This is a genomic window from Enterobacter cloacae complex sp. 677-3DZ2D5B, assembly GCF_004136695.1.
GTDB classification, from domain to species: Bacteria; Pseudomonadota; Gammaproteobacteria; order Enterobacterales; family Enterobacteriaceae; genus Enterobacter; species Enterobacter hormaechei_C.
The window spans coordinates 1-14,970 of the sequence record NZ_QFLS01000011.1 but is presented as its reverse complement, the minus strand read 5'-3'; the positions used below and the strand labels follow the sequence as shown (position 1 = coordinate 14,970).

15 protein-coding genes and 1 other annotated feature are annotated in these 14,970 nt (G+C 53.6%); of the genes, 7 read left to right on the top strand and 8 right to left on the bottom strand.

Going from position 1 to position 14,970, the window contains the following annotated elements; genetic code table 11:
- The first annotated feature begins 7 nt into the window (after positions 1-7).
- A complete protein-coding gene (locus DD597_RS17665) occupies positions 8-1,378 on the top strand; it encodes a PepSY domain-containing protein (RefSeq protein ID WP_045337473.1) in 1,371 nt (456 codons plus the stop codon).
- 2 nt (positions 1,379-1,380) lie between these two features.
- On the opposite strand, the gene DD597_RS17660 is transcribed toward DD597_RS17665, so the two are convergent.
- The 4 genes from DD597_RS17660 to DD597_RS17645 all read right to left on the bottom strand — a co-directional run bounded on the left by DD597_RS17660 (position 1,381) and on the right by DD597_RS17645 (position 4,156).
- A complete protein-coding gene (locus tag DD597_RS17660; protein ID WP_003863144.1) occupies positions 1,381-1,866 on the bottom strand; it encodes an OmpA family protein in 486 nt (161 codons plus the stop codon).
- A 12-nt stretch (positions 1,867-1,878) separates the two neighbouring features.
- A complete protein-coding gene (dgcN, locus tag DD597_RS17655; protein WP_023323614.1) occupies positions 1,879-3,099 on the bottom strand; it encodes a diguanylate cyclase DgcN in 1,221 nt (406 codons plus the stop codon).
- A complete protein-coding gene (locus DD597_RS17650; RefSeq protein ID WP_045337475.1) occupies positions 3,092-3,628 on the bottom strand; it encodes a YfiR family protein in 537 nt (178 codons plus the stop codon). Before DD597_RS17650 ends, dgcN begins: the two co-directional genes overlap by 8 nt.
- A 153-nt stretch (positions 3,629-3,781) precedes the next feature.
- Complete coding sequence (locus DD597_RS17645) at positions 3,782-4,156, bottom strand: DUF2799 domain-containing protein (protein WP_003863151.1); 375 nt, start codon at positions 4,154-4,156, stop codon at positions 3,782-3,784.
- Positions 4,157-4,368: 212 nt separating this feature from the next.
- On the opposite strand from DD597_RS17645, the gene aroF reads away from it, so the two are divergent.
- The 3 genes from aroF to DD597_RS17630 are packed head-to-tail and all read left to right on the top strand — an operon-like array spanning position 4,369 to position 7,504.
- Positions 4,369-5,439 carry a 3-deoxy-7-phosphoheptulonate synthase AroF gene (aroF, locus tag DD597_RS17640; RefSeq protein WP_048241938.1) on the top strand — a complete coding sequence of 357 codons (1,071 nt, stop codon included), beginning with the start codon at positions 4,369-4,371 and terminating at the stop codon, positions 5,437-5,439.
- 10 nt (positions 5,440-5,449) lie between these two features.
- A complete protein-coding gene (tyrA, locus tag DD597_RS17635) occupies positions 5,450-6,571 on the top strand; it encodes a bifunctional chorismate mutase/prephenate dehydrogenase (protein ID WP_129256463.1) in 1,122 nt (373 codons plus the stop codon).
- Positions 6,572-6,631: 60 nt separating this feature from the next.
- On the top strand, positions 6,632-7,504 hold the full coding sequence (locus DD597_RS17630; RefSeq protein WP_032609874.1) for an SMP-30/gluconolactonase/LRE family protein: 873 nt from the start codon (positions 6,632-6,634) through the stop codon (positions 7,502-7,504).
- On the opposite strand, the gene pheA is transcribed toward DD597_RS17630, so the two are convergent.
- From pheA to bamD, 4 genes are all read right to left on the bottom strand, one after another.
- A complete protein-coding gene (pheA, locus tag DD597_RS17625) occupies positions 7,501-8,661 on the bottom strand; it encodes a bifunctional chorismate mutase/prephenate dehydratase (protein WP_129256462.1) in 1,161 nt (386 codons plus the stop codon). The two genes, DD597_RS17630 and pheA, sit on opposite strands and share 4 nt — an antisense overlap.
- Positions 8,662-8,691: 30 nt before the next feature.
- Positions 8,692-8,817 (bottom strand) — a sequence feature (Phe leader region).
- A complete protein-coding gene (gene pheL / locus DD597_RS17620) occupies positions 8,769-8,816 on the bottom strand; it encodes a pheA operon leader peptide PheL (protein WP_100229775.1) in 48 nt (15 codons plus the stop codon). Its footprint overlaps the feature before it by 48 nt.
- Positions 8,818-8,921: 104 nt before the next feature.
- Complete coding sequence (gene raiA / locus DD597_RS17615; RefSeq protein WP_003863162.1) at positions 8,922-9,263, bottom strand: ribosome-associated translation inhibitor RaiA; 342 nt, start codon at positions 9,261-9,263, stop codon at positions 8,922-8,924.
- 267 nt (positions 9,264-9,530) lie between these two features.
- Positions 9,531-10,268 carry an outer membrane protein assembly factor BamD gene (gene bamD / locus DD597_RS17610; protein ID WP_003863164.1) on the bottom strand — a complete coding sequence of 246 codons (738 nt, stop codon included), beginning with the start codon at positions 10,266-10,268 and terminating at the stop codon, positions 9,531-9,533.
- A gap of 131 nt (positions 10,269-10,399) precedes the next feature.
- On the opposite strand from bamD, the gene rluD reads away from it, so the two are divergent.
- The 3 genes from rluD to clpB all read left to right on the top strand — a co-directional run bounded on the left by rluD (position 10,400) and on the right by clpB (position 14,811).
- The gene (gene rluD / locus DD597_RS17605; RefSeq protein WP_003863165.1) at positions 10,400-11,380 is read left to right on the top strand and encodes a 23S rRNA pseudouridine(1911/1915/1917) synthase RluD; all 981 of its coding nucleotides are present in this window, start codon (positions 10,400-10,402) and stop codon (positions 11,378-11,380) included.
- Positions 11,377-12,108, top strand: coding sequence for a purine nucleoside phosphorylase YfiH (yfiH, locus tag DD597_RS17600; RefSeq protein ID WP_003863167.1), 732 nt, complete (start codon positions 11,377-11,379; stop codon positions 12,106-12,108). The genes rluD and yfiH overlap by 4 nt, the downstream gene beginning before the upstream one ends.
- Positions 12,109-12,237: 129 nt before the next feature.
- The gene (clpB, locus tag DD597_RS17595) at positions 12,238-14,811 is read left to right on the top strand and encodes an ATP-dependent chaperone ClpB (protein ID WP_003863168.1); all 2,574 of its coding nucleotides are present in this window, start codon (positions 12,238-12,240) and stop codon (positions 14,809-14,811) included.
- Positions 14,812-14,970: the final 159 nt, after the last annotated feature.

Sequence of the window (14,970 nt, the reverse complement as noted above, 5' to 3'; positions counted from 1 at the left end):
GAAAAGTATGACTACCTGCACTCCGCGCGCGGCATGGGGAAACCTGCTGCGTCGCCTCCATTTCTATATCGGGCTGTTTGTCGGTCCGTTTATCTTCTTCGCAGCGCTGACCGGTACGCTGTATGTCGCCACGCCGCAGCTTGAAAATGCGCTGTACCATTATGCACTCCACACGGATGCCGTTGGTGAGGCGCAGCCTCTTGCTGAACAAATTGCCGTGGCAGAAAAGGCCGTGGGTTCAGCGCTGCGTTTACATGCTGTTCGTCCGGGGCTGGAAGAGGGTGAAACGACCCGCGTGATGTTTGCCGACCCGGCGCTGGGTCCCTCCGAGCATCGGGCTATTTTTATTGATCCCGCCAGCCTTGAGGTTCGAGGGGATATGACTGTGTACGGCACCAGCGGGATTTTACCGCTGCGTCAGACTATCGATTATCTGCATACCTCGCTGATGCTGGGCAACATCGGACGCCTCTATAGCGAGTTAGCCGCCTCGTGGATGTGGGTTGCTGCCCTGGGCGGGATCGCGCTGTGGTTCTACACCCGACCGAAGCGCCGTATTAACAATCGTTTCCAGAATCGTCGTCGCCTGCATGTGATCTTAGGCTGGACGTTACTGACGGGAATGCTGCTGTTCTCAGTCACCGGGTTAACCTGGTCACAATGGGCCGGTGGCAACGTCGATAAGCTGCGTGCAGAGATGAACTGGCTGACGCCGCAGGTAAATACCACCCTTTCCGGTGCGCCGGAAATGAGGGATGAACACGCCGAACATCGTGGTCATCACGGGGGAATGACGATGCCTGAAATGCCTGTTGAACTGTCGCTTTTTGACAGCGTATTGCAGGCCGCCCGCCAGTCAGGAATTGATGCGAAAAAGGTTGAGATCCGCCCGGCAAGCAGGGACGACCAGGCCTGGACGGTGACGGAAATCGATCGCCGCTGGCCGACGCAGGTTGATGCCGTTGCCGTGGATCCCCACTCACTGAAGGTGCTGGACAGCACTCGCTTCGGGGATTTCCCGCTGATGGCTAAACTCACCCGCTGGGGCGTGGATTTCCATATGGGGATCCTGTTTGGTCTGGCAAATCAGCTGCTGCTCATCGCGTTTGGCGTTGCGCTGTGCGTGTTGATTATCTGGGGATACCGGATGTGGTGGATGCGTCGCCCTGCAACGTCAGCCGCGAACCCGGTACAGACGCTCTGTCAAAGCTGGCTGGCATTGCCGCTGTGGGGAAGGGGAGTGACGTTCCTGATAAGCCTCCTGCTGGGGCTGGCGTTGCCAGTAATGGGCGTCAGTCTGATGGTCTTTATTGTGATTGACTGGCTGCGCTGGCGAGCGGTTTCAGGCGTGTCGCTCGCCGGAACATCCGTTAAATAGCCTTAAGGCGTGCTGATGACTACCGCAACCCGGCGGTTTTCAGCGCGCCCCTGTGCAGTGCGGTTGCTGCTGACAGGGTATTTTTTGCCTAAGCCCCGCGTGGTGAGGTTGCTGCGCGGGATGTTCGCGCCCTTCGCCCAGGCATCCGCCACAACATTGGCACGTTTTAACGAAAGCGCTTCGTTGTAGCTCTCTTCGCCATAGTTATCCGTATGGCCATCCATCCGGGCGTGGTTCAGGCCGGTTGCCGCCAGGCGTGAGGCCATAGTCTGGATCTGCGTTTCACTTTCCGGGCGCAGCCTGGCGTCATTTTTATCAAACAGGATCTTATCTGACAGGCCCAGAGACCAGTCGCCATTCAGTTCGTTAAAGCCATAGGATTTCATGGCCGCGATTTGCTCTGGCGTGAATTTCCCTTCAGGGGATGACTGGCATCCGGACATTGCCAGTGATGCCAGTAACAATGGCGCAAAATATCGCTTTAACATATCGTCTTCCTTTCAGGATATTGTTTTCGAACGCTGGTTTTTGACCAGATACATATTGCGATCGGCTTGCTCCAGTAAGGCCTCAACGGAGGCATTTTCCCATGCCAGAGCAAAGCCAATGCTGAGTGACATTGATGCTGTGTGCCCGTTATGCAGATCAAACGGACGGATAAATTGCTGCGACAGCGCAGCGCAAATATATTCGACCTCACGCGCGGTGTGGACGCCGTAAAGGATCATGGCAAATTCGTCGCCGCCAAGACGGTAAGACTGATGACGTTTTTCGCCAAATTCGACCATCCTTTTTGCGGCTTCGATCAGAACGCAGTCACCCGCGGCATGACCCCAGGTGTCATTGATAAACTTGAAGTTATCACCGTCCAGAAATAGCAGGGCGGAATTGGTTTTTGCCGAAGCGTCATTCATTAATGCTGCAATGTTGTTGCGAAACGCGGCGCGGTTTGCAAGCCCCGTGAGCGGATCGTGCATGGCGGTACGCAACAGTTGAGCGTTTTTCGCCTGTAGTTTGAGCTGCCACTCTTCCATTTCATCCAGCAGGCTGTTGAAGTCTTCTCCAAACTGGTGGAACTCTTCAATGCGGCCTTCCGTTACCCGGCGAGAAAAGTTGCGGTTGGTGCGAACGTCATGCACAACGTCAGTGATGTTTTGCATTTCAACAACCATGCCATGATGTAGCGAGCGGGTGATGGTCAATGCGACGGCAGAAGCAAAAAGAATGCACCCGGTGAGGACTGCAAACGAGAGCCAGATAAAGTGGCTAATCAGGCTGTCGCGTGCGGTCAGACGAATTTCGCCAATCACATTGCCGTTATGTATGATGGGCTGTGCGACAGGAACAGGGAACAGCCACCGGTTGACCAGCGCGCCCAGCGTGTCGGTATTATCCGCCGGGTTCCACGACCACCAGGCAAACCGTTTATGATGTGCATTAAGCACTTCCGCCACGGCAAACTGCCCCTGCTTGCCGAGGGTCGCCAGCGTTTCATTTGCTGCCATGGCATCGTTGAACACCAGAGAGGCTTCAAGGCTGTGGCTCATGGTGGCGCCGGTAAGTTCGAGGTTTTTTTGCGCGTATTGCTTTAATGTCACCACGGAAGCGAAACACAGCAGCAACCATATAAACGTCATCGTTATAATGACGCTTATCATGCTGATTCGCCGCAACGTTCTTTTAAACGTCGGACGCGGTGTTGGTACGACTTCCTTATTCATGCTTCTTATTCCGTGCGAGCATTAATACATCCGGATTGACTCTTACGCCACTGCGCGCCAGCGCATCCAGATTTACGGAAAACCTGACCTGGTTGTGCTCTATTATCAGACAAAATGCGCTGCCAATAACGCATTCAGGATTTTGTTCTGACATTAATAGCAACGCCTGGTCCTGATATTGATTTATTATTTCCTGTTGTTTTGCTGGCGACTCGCTCCCGAAATAGAGGGCATCGCACCTTGCTGTGAGTGCTTCCCGATCGCTATGCACAATGACAGGACTATAGGGCAACGGGTTGTGTTCATCTTCACTGCTGAGCGCCTGTCTGTAATGGGAAGAGGCATAAATACAGAGCTTAGGCTGGCTAGACAGTGCTGGCCATCGGGTGTAGCTCACAATACCAGAAACAATCGAACGTACTGATTTATCCGTTTCAGTGAACGAGCCTGCCTTTGCAGGGGCCACTAAAATGAACAGCATTAGCGCCAGGGGGAGTCGGAGCAAAGCGATCAAGATTGCATTTCTCATCAGAATCCGCCAAACCGCCCCGGAAATAGATGTCCTTAAGAATTGTCGGCAGAATACCATTGTTTATCAAAGCCGTCATTATGTCAGAAATATCCCTGTTTTGACCTAAGCTAAATCTTACAGTGAGCTATATTCAGAGGAATTAAGGCAGGCTCAATTAAGCCTGCTGGAACGCATACTTTCATCCAATCCTTGTTGCCAGGATTCATGCAGTTTTACTGCATTTTCAGTTGTATCGCAGCTGGCAGGAAATGATTTTCCCGCTAATCCCCAGGCGTGAATAAAGCCCTCTTCGCATATTTTTTTCTGTCCGTCAGCGTAGCCACGAAGATATTCCCCTCGATCAACCTGAGGGTCATTAAAACTATCGGCCAGAGCCTGATTATCTTTAACCGGAACACCATTCATAGCGTCTTCTTTACCGGCAGTGAACCAGTCCGGGCTGGTCCAGCCAGGCTGAAAAGTATAAGGATTGATCTGGCAACCCGACAAAATCAGCGACAACAACATGAGAGTAATTGAACGCATGGCTATTCTCCTTTTTGTGAGCATAGCCTGGCTTACAAGTGTGCGTGTGTAATTTTAAATTTACGGTTTTAGGCCATTAATTTTGCAATTAAAGGGTTTCTGTAAAGTAATGTGTACGTATTTTGGATTGAAATCTTTACTTGATGTGATATCGTTGTGTCACCTCTTCGAGGAAAACCACTATCGCAAACGAGTTTGACAGGATCGCAATCATGCAAAAAGACGCGCTGAACAACGTACATATCACTGACGAACAGGTGTTAATCACCCCGGATCAACTGAAGGCGGAATTCCCGCTGAGCGTCGCGCAGGAAACTCAGATTGAGCACTCGCGCCAGACCATTTCTGACATTATCGCAGGCCGCGATCCGCGCCTGCTGGTGGTATGTGGTCCTTGCTCCATTCACGATCCTGAAACCGCCATTGAGTACGCTCGTCGATTTAAAGCATTAGCGGAGGAGGTCAGCGATAGCCTCTATCTGGTGATGCGCGTCTATTTTGAAAAGCCACGTACTACGGTTGGCTGGAAAGGGTTGATTAACGATCCGCACATGGATGGCTCGTTTGATGTGGAAGCGGGCCTGAAGATTGCGCGTCGCCTGCTGGTGGAGCTGGTCAGCATGGGGCTGCCGCTGGCAACCGAAGCGCTGGATCCGAACAGCCCGCAGTACCTCGGCGATCTGTTTAGCTGGTCTGCGATTGGGGCGCGCACCACCGAGTCACAAACCCACCGCGAGATGGCATCTGGCCTGTCTATGCCGGTTGGTTTTAAAAACGGTACCGACGGCAGCCTGGCCACGGCGATTAACGCCATGCGCGCCGCCGCTATGCCCCATCGTTTTGTCGGGATCAACCAGGCGGGCCAGGTATGCCTGCTGCAAACTCAGGGCAACCCGGACGGGCATGTGATCCTGCGCGGCGGTAAAGCGCCAAACTACAGCCCGGCGGATGTCGCGCAGTGTGAAAAAGAGATGGAACAGGCGGGACTGCGTCCGGCGCTGATGGTAGATTGCAGTCATGGTAATTCGAATAAAGATTACCGTCGCCAGCCTGCGGTTGCAGAATCTGTGATTGCACAGATTAAAGATGGTAACCGTTCAATTATCGGCCTGATGATTGAAAGTAATATTCATGAAGGCAATCAGTCATCGGAACAGCCGCGTAGCGCGATGAAGCCCGGCGTCTCCGTCACGGATGCTTGCATCAGCTGGGAAACCACTGATGCGCTACTGCGTGAGATCCACAAAGATTTGAACGGCCAGCTGGCGACGCGTCTGGCATAAGAGGATAGTTATGGTTGCTGAATTGACCGCATTACGCGATCAAATTGATGAAGTGGATAAGGCGTTGCTGGACCTGCTGGCGCGCCGCATGGCACTGGTTGCTGAGGTCGGCGAAGTTAAAAGCAAATACGGCCTGCCAATTTACGTTCCGGAGCGTGAGGCCTCTATGCTCGCCTCCCGCCGTAAAGAGGCACAGGCGCTGGGCGTTTCACCGGACTTAATTGAAGATGTCCTGCGTCGTGTGATGCGGGAATCCTATTCCAGCGAAAACGACAAGGGCTTCAAAACCCTCTGTCCGTCGCTGCGTCCGGTGGTGATTATCGGTGGCGGCGGCCAGATGGGGCGTCTGTTTGAAAAAATGCTGACGCTTTCTGGCTATCAGGTGCGCATCCTGGAAAAAGAGGACTGGCCGCATGCACCGGAACTCATGAAGGATGCCGGAATGGTTATCGTCAGCGTGCCGATCCATGTGACGGAGCAGATTATCGCGAAACTTCCTTCGCTGCCGGAAGATTGCATACTGGTGGACCTGGCCTCCGTTAAAAATGGTCCGCTACAGGCAATGCTGGCGTCGCACACTGGCCCCGTGCTTGGGTTACACCCAATGTTTGGCCCGGACAGCGGCAGCCTGGCGAAGCAGGTAGTGGTTTACTGCGACGGTCGTCAGCCGGAAGCGTATCAGTGGTTCCTGGAACAGATTCAGGTCTGGGGGGCACGTTTGCACCGTATCAGTGCGGTTGAGCACGATCAGAACATGGCGTTTATTCAGGCGCTGCGCCACTTTGCAACCTTCGCCTATGGTCTGCACCTGGCGGAAGAGAACGTTCAGCTTGAACAATTGCTGGCGCTTTCCTCGCCAATCTATCGTCTGGAGCTTGCGATGGTGGGGCGACTGTTTGCCCAGGATCCACAGCTTTACGCCGACATCATCATGTCGTCTGAAAATAACCTGGCGCTGATCAAGCGCTACTATCAGCGTTTTGGCGAAGCGATCACCTTGCTGGAACACGGCGATAAACAAGCGTTTATCGACAGTTTCCGTAAAGTGGAGCACTGGTTCGGTGATTACGCCACGCGATTCCAGAGTGAAAGCCGCACGCTGTTGCGCCAGGCAAATGACAGTCGCCAGTAATCTAATGATGTATATACTGAAAGCCAGCATTGCTGGCTTTTTTCATTTTGGGGAACTGTCATGGCTGAACCGCAGCTGCTGTTGAACTATACCGGGCATCTGCCTGAATGCCCGACGTGGAGTGCAGAAGAGAAGGCGCTCTACTGGGCGGATATCCTGGAAGGGGAGATCCATCGGTACCATCTGCCCACCGCGGAACACTCGGTGCTCTCATTCCATGAAGAAGTTGGGTGTTTTGCCCTGCGTGAACGCGGCGGATTTATCGTCGCGATGCGAAACGCCATCTGGCTGACCGATAAACACGGCCTGCTCCAGCGTAAGGTTTGCGATAACCCATCCAACCCGCAGCTTGCACGTTTTAACGATGGAGGCACCGACCATCAGGGACGGTTTTATGCGGGCACGTTCTGGGGGCCGGGAGATTATAACGGGGCCATGTTGATGCGTATCGACAACGACCTGACGCCGAAAGTGATCCAGTGCGATATCCAGGGGCATAACGGTTTAGCGTTTAGTCCTGACAAACGGTGGATGTTTACTTCTGATACGCCGAACGGTGTGATCTACCGTACGCCGCTTGATGAGCAGGGGGAACCCGGTAAGCGCGAAGAGTTTCGCCGGTTTAGCGAGGGAGACGGTATTCCCGACGGTGCGGCAATGGATGAGGAAGGCTGCTACTGGAGCGCACTGTTTGACGGCTGGCGTATCGCACGGTTTTCACCGCAAGGCGAACAGCTGGAAGAGCACCGGCTGCCGGTACGCTGCCCGACAATGGTCTGCTTTGGCGGCGACGATATGAAAACGCTGTTTATCACCACCACGCGGGAAAATATGGAGGCGGAGGAGCTGGAGAAATACCCGCTTTCCGGTGCCATCTTCACCCTGCCTGTAAATGTGGCAGGGATGAAGAAAAGCCGCTTTATCGAACATTAAGCCGGATCGACCGGGACCACGGTTTCGCTCGGATAGCAGCCCAGCACTTTCATGGAGCGTGTGATCTCGCCCAGTTCGCGCAGGGCTTTCTGCATGGATGCAGACTCCAGGTTGGCCTGAACGTCGAGATAGAACATCTCTTCCCACGGGTTGCCATGTATTGGGCGGGATTCCAGCTTCGTCATGATCAGGTTGTGATTACGCAGCACCAGCAGCGCTTCAACCAGCGCACCCGCCTGCTGGCCGGTCGCCATCAACAGGGTGGTTTTCGCCGGGACCTGGTCCGACACGTTGATGGCCTTGCGGGCCAGAACCAAGAAACGGGTGATATTCTGCGTCTGGTTGGCCAGATTGCGTTCCAGCACCTGTAAGCCATACAGCGCGCCGCCCGCTTCGCTACCGAGAGCCGCGACGGCAGGAGAGTTTGCCTGCGCCACTTTTTCCATCGCCGCCGAGGTGCTTTCGGTGTACTCAATTTTCCAGTGCGGATAACGGTTCAGGAACTGGCTGCACTGCTGGAACGGCTGCGGGTGACTGTACACCGTTTCGATCTGACTCAGATCGGTTGAGCCAGAGACCAGCACACAGTGATCGATAGGGATGGTCAACTCGCCGACTAACGACAGGCTGGTGTGCTGGAGCAAATCGTAAACATCGTTGATGGCGCCGGAACTGGTGTTCTCAATAGGCACCACGGCGTAATCTGCCTGGCCGGTTTCGACCTGGTTGAAAATGTCTGCAAATTTCGCGCAACCGCTCTCAATAAACTCTTCGAAATGGCGGGCTGCGTACTGGCGAGCCGCCAGATGAGAATAGGAGCCTTTCGGGCCGAGGAAAGCGATACGAGCAGAGTGCGGGTTGGTTTTGTTCAGATGCTGCTGGAGCAGGGCCTGTTGCGTCAGAACGGAATCTTCAATGATGAGCTGGAACAGGCGGGTGATGTAGTGCGCATCCAGATGATGCGCTTTGCCGAGTTGAATCAACCGTTCCAGTAAATCACGTTCGCGATCGATATCGCGCACCGGCCGATGGGACTCGAGCTTCGCTTTGCCCACTTCAATGGCGAGCGCGCGGCGTTCGGCCAGCAGGGCCAGTAATTTTTCGTCGAGTGCACTGATTTTTACGCGTAAATCCAGGAGCGGGTTTTCCGGTGTCATAGTGTTGTCTGTCTCATTTTATCGTTATCAATAAAAAAGGCCTCCCGGTGTGGGAGGCCTTGTTGTTCGTCTTCGCATTCTTTATCACACGACGAAACGCCTCCCGGTCAGGGGAAGGTAAAAAAGAATGCGAAGAAAAACGGCGTCTGTTTCATAAGGTCATCCTGAAAATGATAGGGTTAAAGTACCTGCACTGTTTTGATCCTGTCAATAAAAAACGCGCCCGAAGGCGCGTTGTCGGTACACTCAATTTTAGAGGATTACTCTTCTTCAACTTCTTCCGCGAAGCTGGCGTCTTTCACCGAGGTTGCGGCGCGACGTGCTTCACCTTTGTGTTGCACTTTATTGAGCTGCCGTTCCAGCTTGTTGATCAAATCGTTAATTGCGGTGTACATATCCTCGTGTTTTGCGCTGGCGACCAGATGGCCGTTTGGAGTATTGATAGTTGCATCAGCGATGAAACCCTGCGGCTCCTTGGACAGGATGATATGTGGATTAATCAAATGTGTTTGCCATTTATCCAGTTTGGCGAGACGGTCTGCGACGTGCTGGCGGATTGCCGGAGTAATTTCCATTTGTTTACTGGTAATGTTCATTGTCATAAATTTTACCTCTTGTCTTTCCGTCTTGGTGATTCCAGCATACCCGACCCAATGTCAAAATGTGTGATTTAGATCACGTTATTTTGTCGGTTTTTGTCAGGGAATCTTTTTTGTGAGGCAGGGCAGGAAGAGGTGAGATTTACCTTGTCGAAGCCAAAAATTGCGGTCATAGTTGAATGGATGTGTTGAAGCTAAACCGCTTCAGCGTAAGTCTGAAAGAATAAAAAAACGGCAGCCCGCGGGCTGCCGTTATGCGTTGTAGCGGTATCAGGTGTTGCTGCTGTTCGCGGCGATGATTTTCGCCACTTTGTCAGCCTGAGCCGTCATCTGCATCTGGCGATACGCATTTTCCATCAGCTTCAGGCCATCACGCGTGGCTTGGGTATCCGGATAATCACGCAGCATGCCTTCTACACGGTTAACCACGGCAACCCATGCGCCACGGCGGGTGTAGTATTCCGCAACGGAGTACTCATATTTCGCCAGACGATCTTTCAGGAACACCAGACGCTTAGTGGCATCGGTAATGTACTGGCTGTTCGGGTAGCTACGCACCAGTTTGGAGAAGTCATTGAAAGCATCACGCGCATGTTGCGGGTCACGGTCAGAACGATCCACCCCGAAGAAGCCCTGCAATGCACTGTCATCCAGCGCCATGTTAGTCAGGCCGCGCATGTACATCACGTAATCGATGTTAGGATGGGTAGGGTTCAGACGCATGAAACGATCGATCGTTGCCTGAGCCAGCGGCAGATCGGCATTTTTGTAGTAGGCGTAGATAAGATCTAACTGTACCTGCTGCGAATACGGACCAAACGGATAGCGATTATCCAACGCTTCCAGTTGCGTTATCGCCTGTTTCCAGTTACCGTCCTGCAACTTTTGTTGTGCAGTCGCATAGATTTCATTCGGCGGATTGTCAGGGACCTGTTCATTCGAACCGGAGCAGCCCACCAAAGCCAGGCTCAACGTGGCCGCTGCCACCAGATATTTCATGCGCGTCATGACGTTTTGACTTTCCTCAAATGTTTGTCCGGGAGAAACTCAGTTCCTGCTCCCGATTAAGACCAGCTACAATAGCACACTATATTAAACGGCAAAGCCGTAAAACCCAACGTTAAACGAAGAAGCAGTTTATGGCACAACGAGTAGAACTCACCGCAACAGTCTCCGAAAATCAGCTCGGTCAACGCTTAGATCAGGCTTTGGCCGAATTGTTCCCTGATTATTCGCGTTCACGCATAAAAGAATGGATCCTTGACCAGCGCGTGCTGGTAAACGGCAAGATCTGGGACAAACCAAAAGAGAAAGTGTTTGGTGGGGAAGCTGTCGCCATCAATGCTGAAATCGAAGAGGAAATTCGCTTCGAGCCGCAGGATATCCCGCTGGATATCGTCTACGAAGATGACGACATTCTGGTCATCAACAAGCCGCGCGACTTTGTTGTTCACCCGGGCGCGGGCAATCCTGACGGTACGGTACTTAACGCACTCCTTCATTATTATCCGCCGATTGCCGACGTACCGCGTGCCGGTATTGTTCACCGTCTGGATAAAGACACCACGGGTCTGATGGTGGTGGCGAAGACGGTTCCCGCCCAGACTCGCCTGGTGGAATCGTTGCAACTGCGCGAAATCACCCGTGAGTATGAAGCGGTGGCGATTGGTCATATGACCTCTGGCGGCACGGTGGAAGAGCCTATCAGCCGTCACCCAACCAAGCGTACGCATATGTCCGTACACCCGATGGGCAAACCGGCGGTGACCCATTACCGCATCATGGAACATTTCCGTATTCATACGCGCCTGCGTCTGCGCCTGGAAACCGGGCGTACTCACCAGATCCGCGTGCACATGGCGCATATTACCCATCCGCTGGTGGGTGACCCGGTTTACGGCGGTCGTCCGCGTCCACCAAAGGGCGCATCGGATGAATTCATCTCCGTGCTGCGTAAATTCGATCGCCAGGCGCTGCATGCGACGATGCTGCGTCTTTACCACCCAATCACCGGAATTCAGATGGAATGGCATGCGCCGATCCCACAGGATATGGTGGAACTTATCGACGCGATGCGCGCAGATTTCGAAGAACATAAGGATCACGTGGACTGGTTATGACCAAACTGATTGTCCCGGAGTGGCCACTGCCTGAAGGCGTGGCCGCCTGTAGTTCAACCCGTATCGGTGGCGTGAGCCAGGGCGCGTGGGAGTCTCTGAACCTCGGTGCGCATTGTGGCGATAACCTGGAGCACGTTGAAGAGAACCGTAAACGCCTCTTTGCTGCGGGAAACCTTCCTTCAAAACCGGTCTGGCTTGAGCAGGTGCACGGTAAAGCGGTGCTTAAGCTGACGGGTGAGCCCTATGCGTCTAAACGCGCCGATGCTTCGTACAGCAATACGCCGGGAACGGTTTGCGCGGTGATGACTGCTGATTGCCTGCCGGTGTTGTTCTGCAATCAGGCAGGAACTGAAGTGGCTGCTGCTCACGCCGGATGGCGAGGCCTGTGCGAAGGCGTGCTGGAAGAGACCGTCGCCTGCTTCCAGGACGATTCTGCAAATCTCATCGCCTGGCTTGGCCCGGCGATTGGCCCGCAGGCATTTGAGGTCGGGCCCGAAGTGCGCGATGCCTTTATGGAAAAAGATCCACAAGCGGTCGAAGCGTTTGTGGCTTCCGGAGATAAATATCTGGCCGATATTTACCAGCTTGCCCGCCAGCGCCTGAATAACGTCGGTGTGACCCAAATCTTCGGCGGAGATCGCTGTACCTTCACCGAAAAGGGTGATTTTTTCTCCTATCGCCGCGACAAGACGACAGGCCGTATGGCAAGTTTCATTTGGCTGATATAACCTAAAGAATCAAGACGATCCGGTACGCGCCGTTTTCTTTTCACATAATTCAGGTTATTAACCTTGAATAATTGAGGGATGACCTCATTTAATCTCCAGTAGCAAATTTGACCTGTTATGGGAGGAGTTATGCGTCTGGATCGTCTTACTAATAAATTCCAGCTTGCTCTCGCCGATGCCCAGTCCCTCGCACTGGGGCACGACAACCAATTTATCGAACCTCTTCATTTAATGAGCGCCTTGCTGAATCAGGAAGGGGGATCGGTACGTCCGTTATTAACGTCCGCTGGCATTAATGCCGGCCAGTTACGCACCGCCATCGATCAGGCGCTGAGCCGTTTACCGCAGGTCGAAGGTACCGGCGGCGACGTGCAGCCGTCGCAGGATCTGGTGCGCGTGCTGAACCTTTGCGACAAGCTGGCGCAAAAACGTGGGGACAACTTTATTTCGTCAGAGCTGTTTGTTCTGGCGGCGCTTGAATCACGCGGTACCTTAACCGACCTGCTGAAATCCGCCGGTGCAACCACCGCTAATGTGACCCAGGCGATTGAGAAAATGCGCGGAGGTGAAAGCGTGAACGACCAGGGAGCCGAAGACCAACGTCAGGCTTTGAAGAAATTTACGGTCGACCTGACCGAACGTGCCGAGCAGGGCAAACTTGACCCGGTGATCGGCCGCGACGAAGAAATCCGCCGGACAATCCAGGTACTGCAACGTCGTACCAAAAACAACCCGGTGCTGATTGGTGAGCCAGGCGTCGGTAAAACCGCCATTGTTGAAGGGCTGGCGCAGCGTATCGTTAATGGCGAAGTGCCCGAAGGGCTGAAAGGCCGTCGCGTACTGGCGCTGGATATGGGCGCGCTGGTGGCCGGGGCGAAATACCGCGGTGAATTTGAAGAGCGTCTGAAAGGCGTGCTGAACGATCTGGCGAAGCAGGAAGGTAACGTCATCCTGTTTATCGACGAACTGCACACCATGGTGGGGGCGGGTAAAGCTGACGGCGCAATGGATGCCGGGAACATGCTGAAACCTGCTCTGGCGCGCGGTGAACTTCACTGCGTCGGCGCCACTACGCTGGACGAGTACCGTCAGTACATTGAAAAAGATGCCGCGCTGGAGCGTCGTTTCCAGAAGGTGTTTGTCGCTGAACCAAGCGTAGAAGATACCATCGCCATTTTGCGTGGTCTGAAAGAGCGTTATGAGCTGCACCATCACGTGCAGATCACCGACCCGGCCATCGTTGCGGCGGCGACGCTTTCGCATCGTTACATTGCCGACCGTCAGTTGCCGGATAAAGCCATTGACCTTATCGATGAAGCGGCGTCCAGCATCCGTATGCAGATTGACTCGAAACCGGAAGAGCTGGACCGACTCGATCGCCGTATTATCCAGCTCAAGCTGGAACAGCAGGCGCTGAACAAAGAGTCTGATGAAGCGAGCAAGAAACGCCTTGATATGCTCAACGAAGAACTGGACGAGAAAGAGCGTCAGTATTCTGAGCTGGAAGAAGAGTGGAAAGCTGAGAAAGCCTCCCTCTCTGGCACCCAGACAATCAAGGCGGAGCTGGAGCAGGCTAAAATTGCCATTGAGCAGGCGCGTCGCGTAGGGGATCTGGCACGGATGTCCGAACTACAGTACGGCAAGATCCCTGAGCTGGAAAAACAACTTGAGATCGCCACGCAATCAGAAGGCAAAACCATGCGTCTGTTGCGTAATAAAGTGACGGATGCCGAGATTGCCGAAGTGCTGGCGCGCTGGACGGGTATTCCTGTGGCTCGCATGATGGAAAGCGAACGCGAGAAACTGCTGCGTATGGAGCAGGATCTGCATCAGCGCGTCATTGGACAGAACGAAGCGGTCGAAGCGGTATCTAACGCCATTCGTCGTAGCCGTGCGGGGCTGTCCGATCCGAATCGTCCAATCGGCTCGTTCCTGTTCCTGGGGCCAACCGGTGTCGGTAAAACTGAGCTGTGTAAAGCGCTGGCTAACTTTATGTTCGACAGCGATGACGCGATGGTGCGTATCGATATGTCCGAGTTTATGGAGAAACACGCCGTCTCGCGTCTGGTCGGTGCGCCTCCGGGATATGTCGGTTATGAAGAGGGCGGTTATCTGACGGAAGCGGTTCGCCGTCGTCCTTATTCCGTCATCCTGCTGGATGAAGTAGAAAAGGCACATCCTGACGTGTTTAACATTCTGTTGCAGGTGCTGGATGATGGGCGTCTGACGGATGGGCAGGGAAGAACGGTCGACTTCCGTAACACGGTGGTGATCATGACCTCGAACCTGGGTTCCGATTTGATTCAGGAACGCTTCGGTGAGCTGGATTACAGCCATATGAAAGATCTGGTGCTGGGTGTGGTCAGCCAAAACTTCCGTCCGGAGTTCATCAACCGTATTGATGAAGTGGTCGTGTTCCATCCGCTGGGTGAGAAACACATTGCGTCGATTGCGCAGATCCAGTTGCAGCGTCTGTACAAACGTCTGGAAGAGCGTGGGTATGAAATCCACATCTCGGATGATGCGCTGAAACTGCTGAGCGAGAATGGTTACGATCCTGTTTATGGTGCGCGTCCGTTAAAACGTGCTATCCAGCAGCAGATCGAAAACCCGCTGGCACAACAAATCCTCTCTGGGGAGCTGGTTCCGGGCAAAGTTATCCGTCTGGAAGCCAACGAAGACCGAATTGTGGCAGTGCAGTAAGTCACAAAACGCAAAAACGGGCCGCTTGCGGCTCGTTTTTGTTTAAAAACCAGGCAAGAATTAATGTCTGAGATGTGTTTTGCCTGGAAAGTGAGCAGTCGGTAAATAATTTTCACTTTGCACTTGCAGCCTCAGAATAACTCCCTATAATGCGCCTCC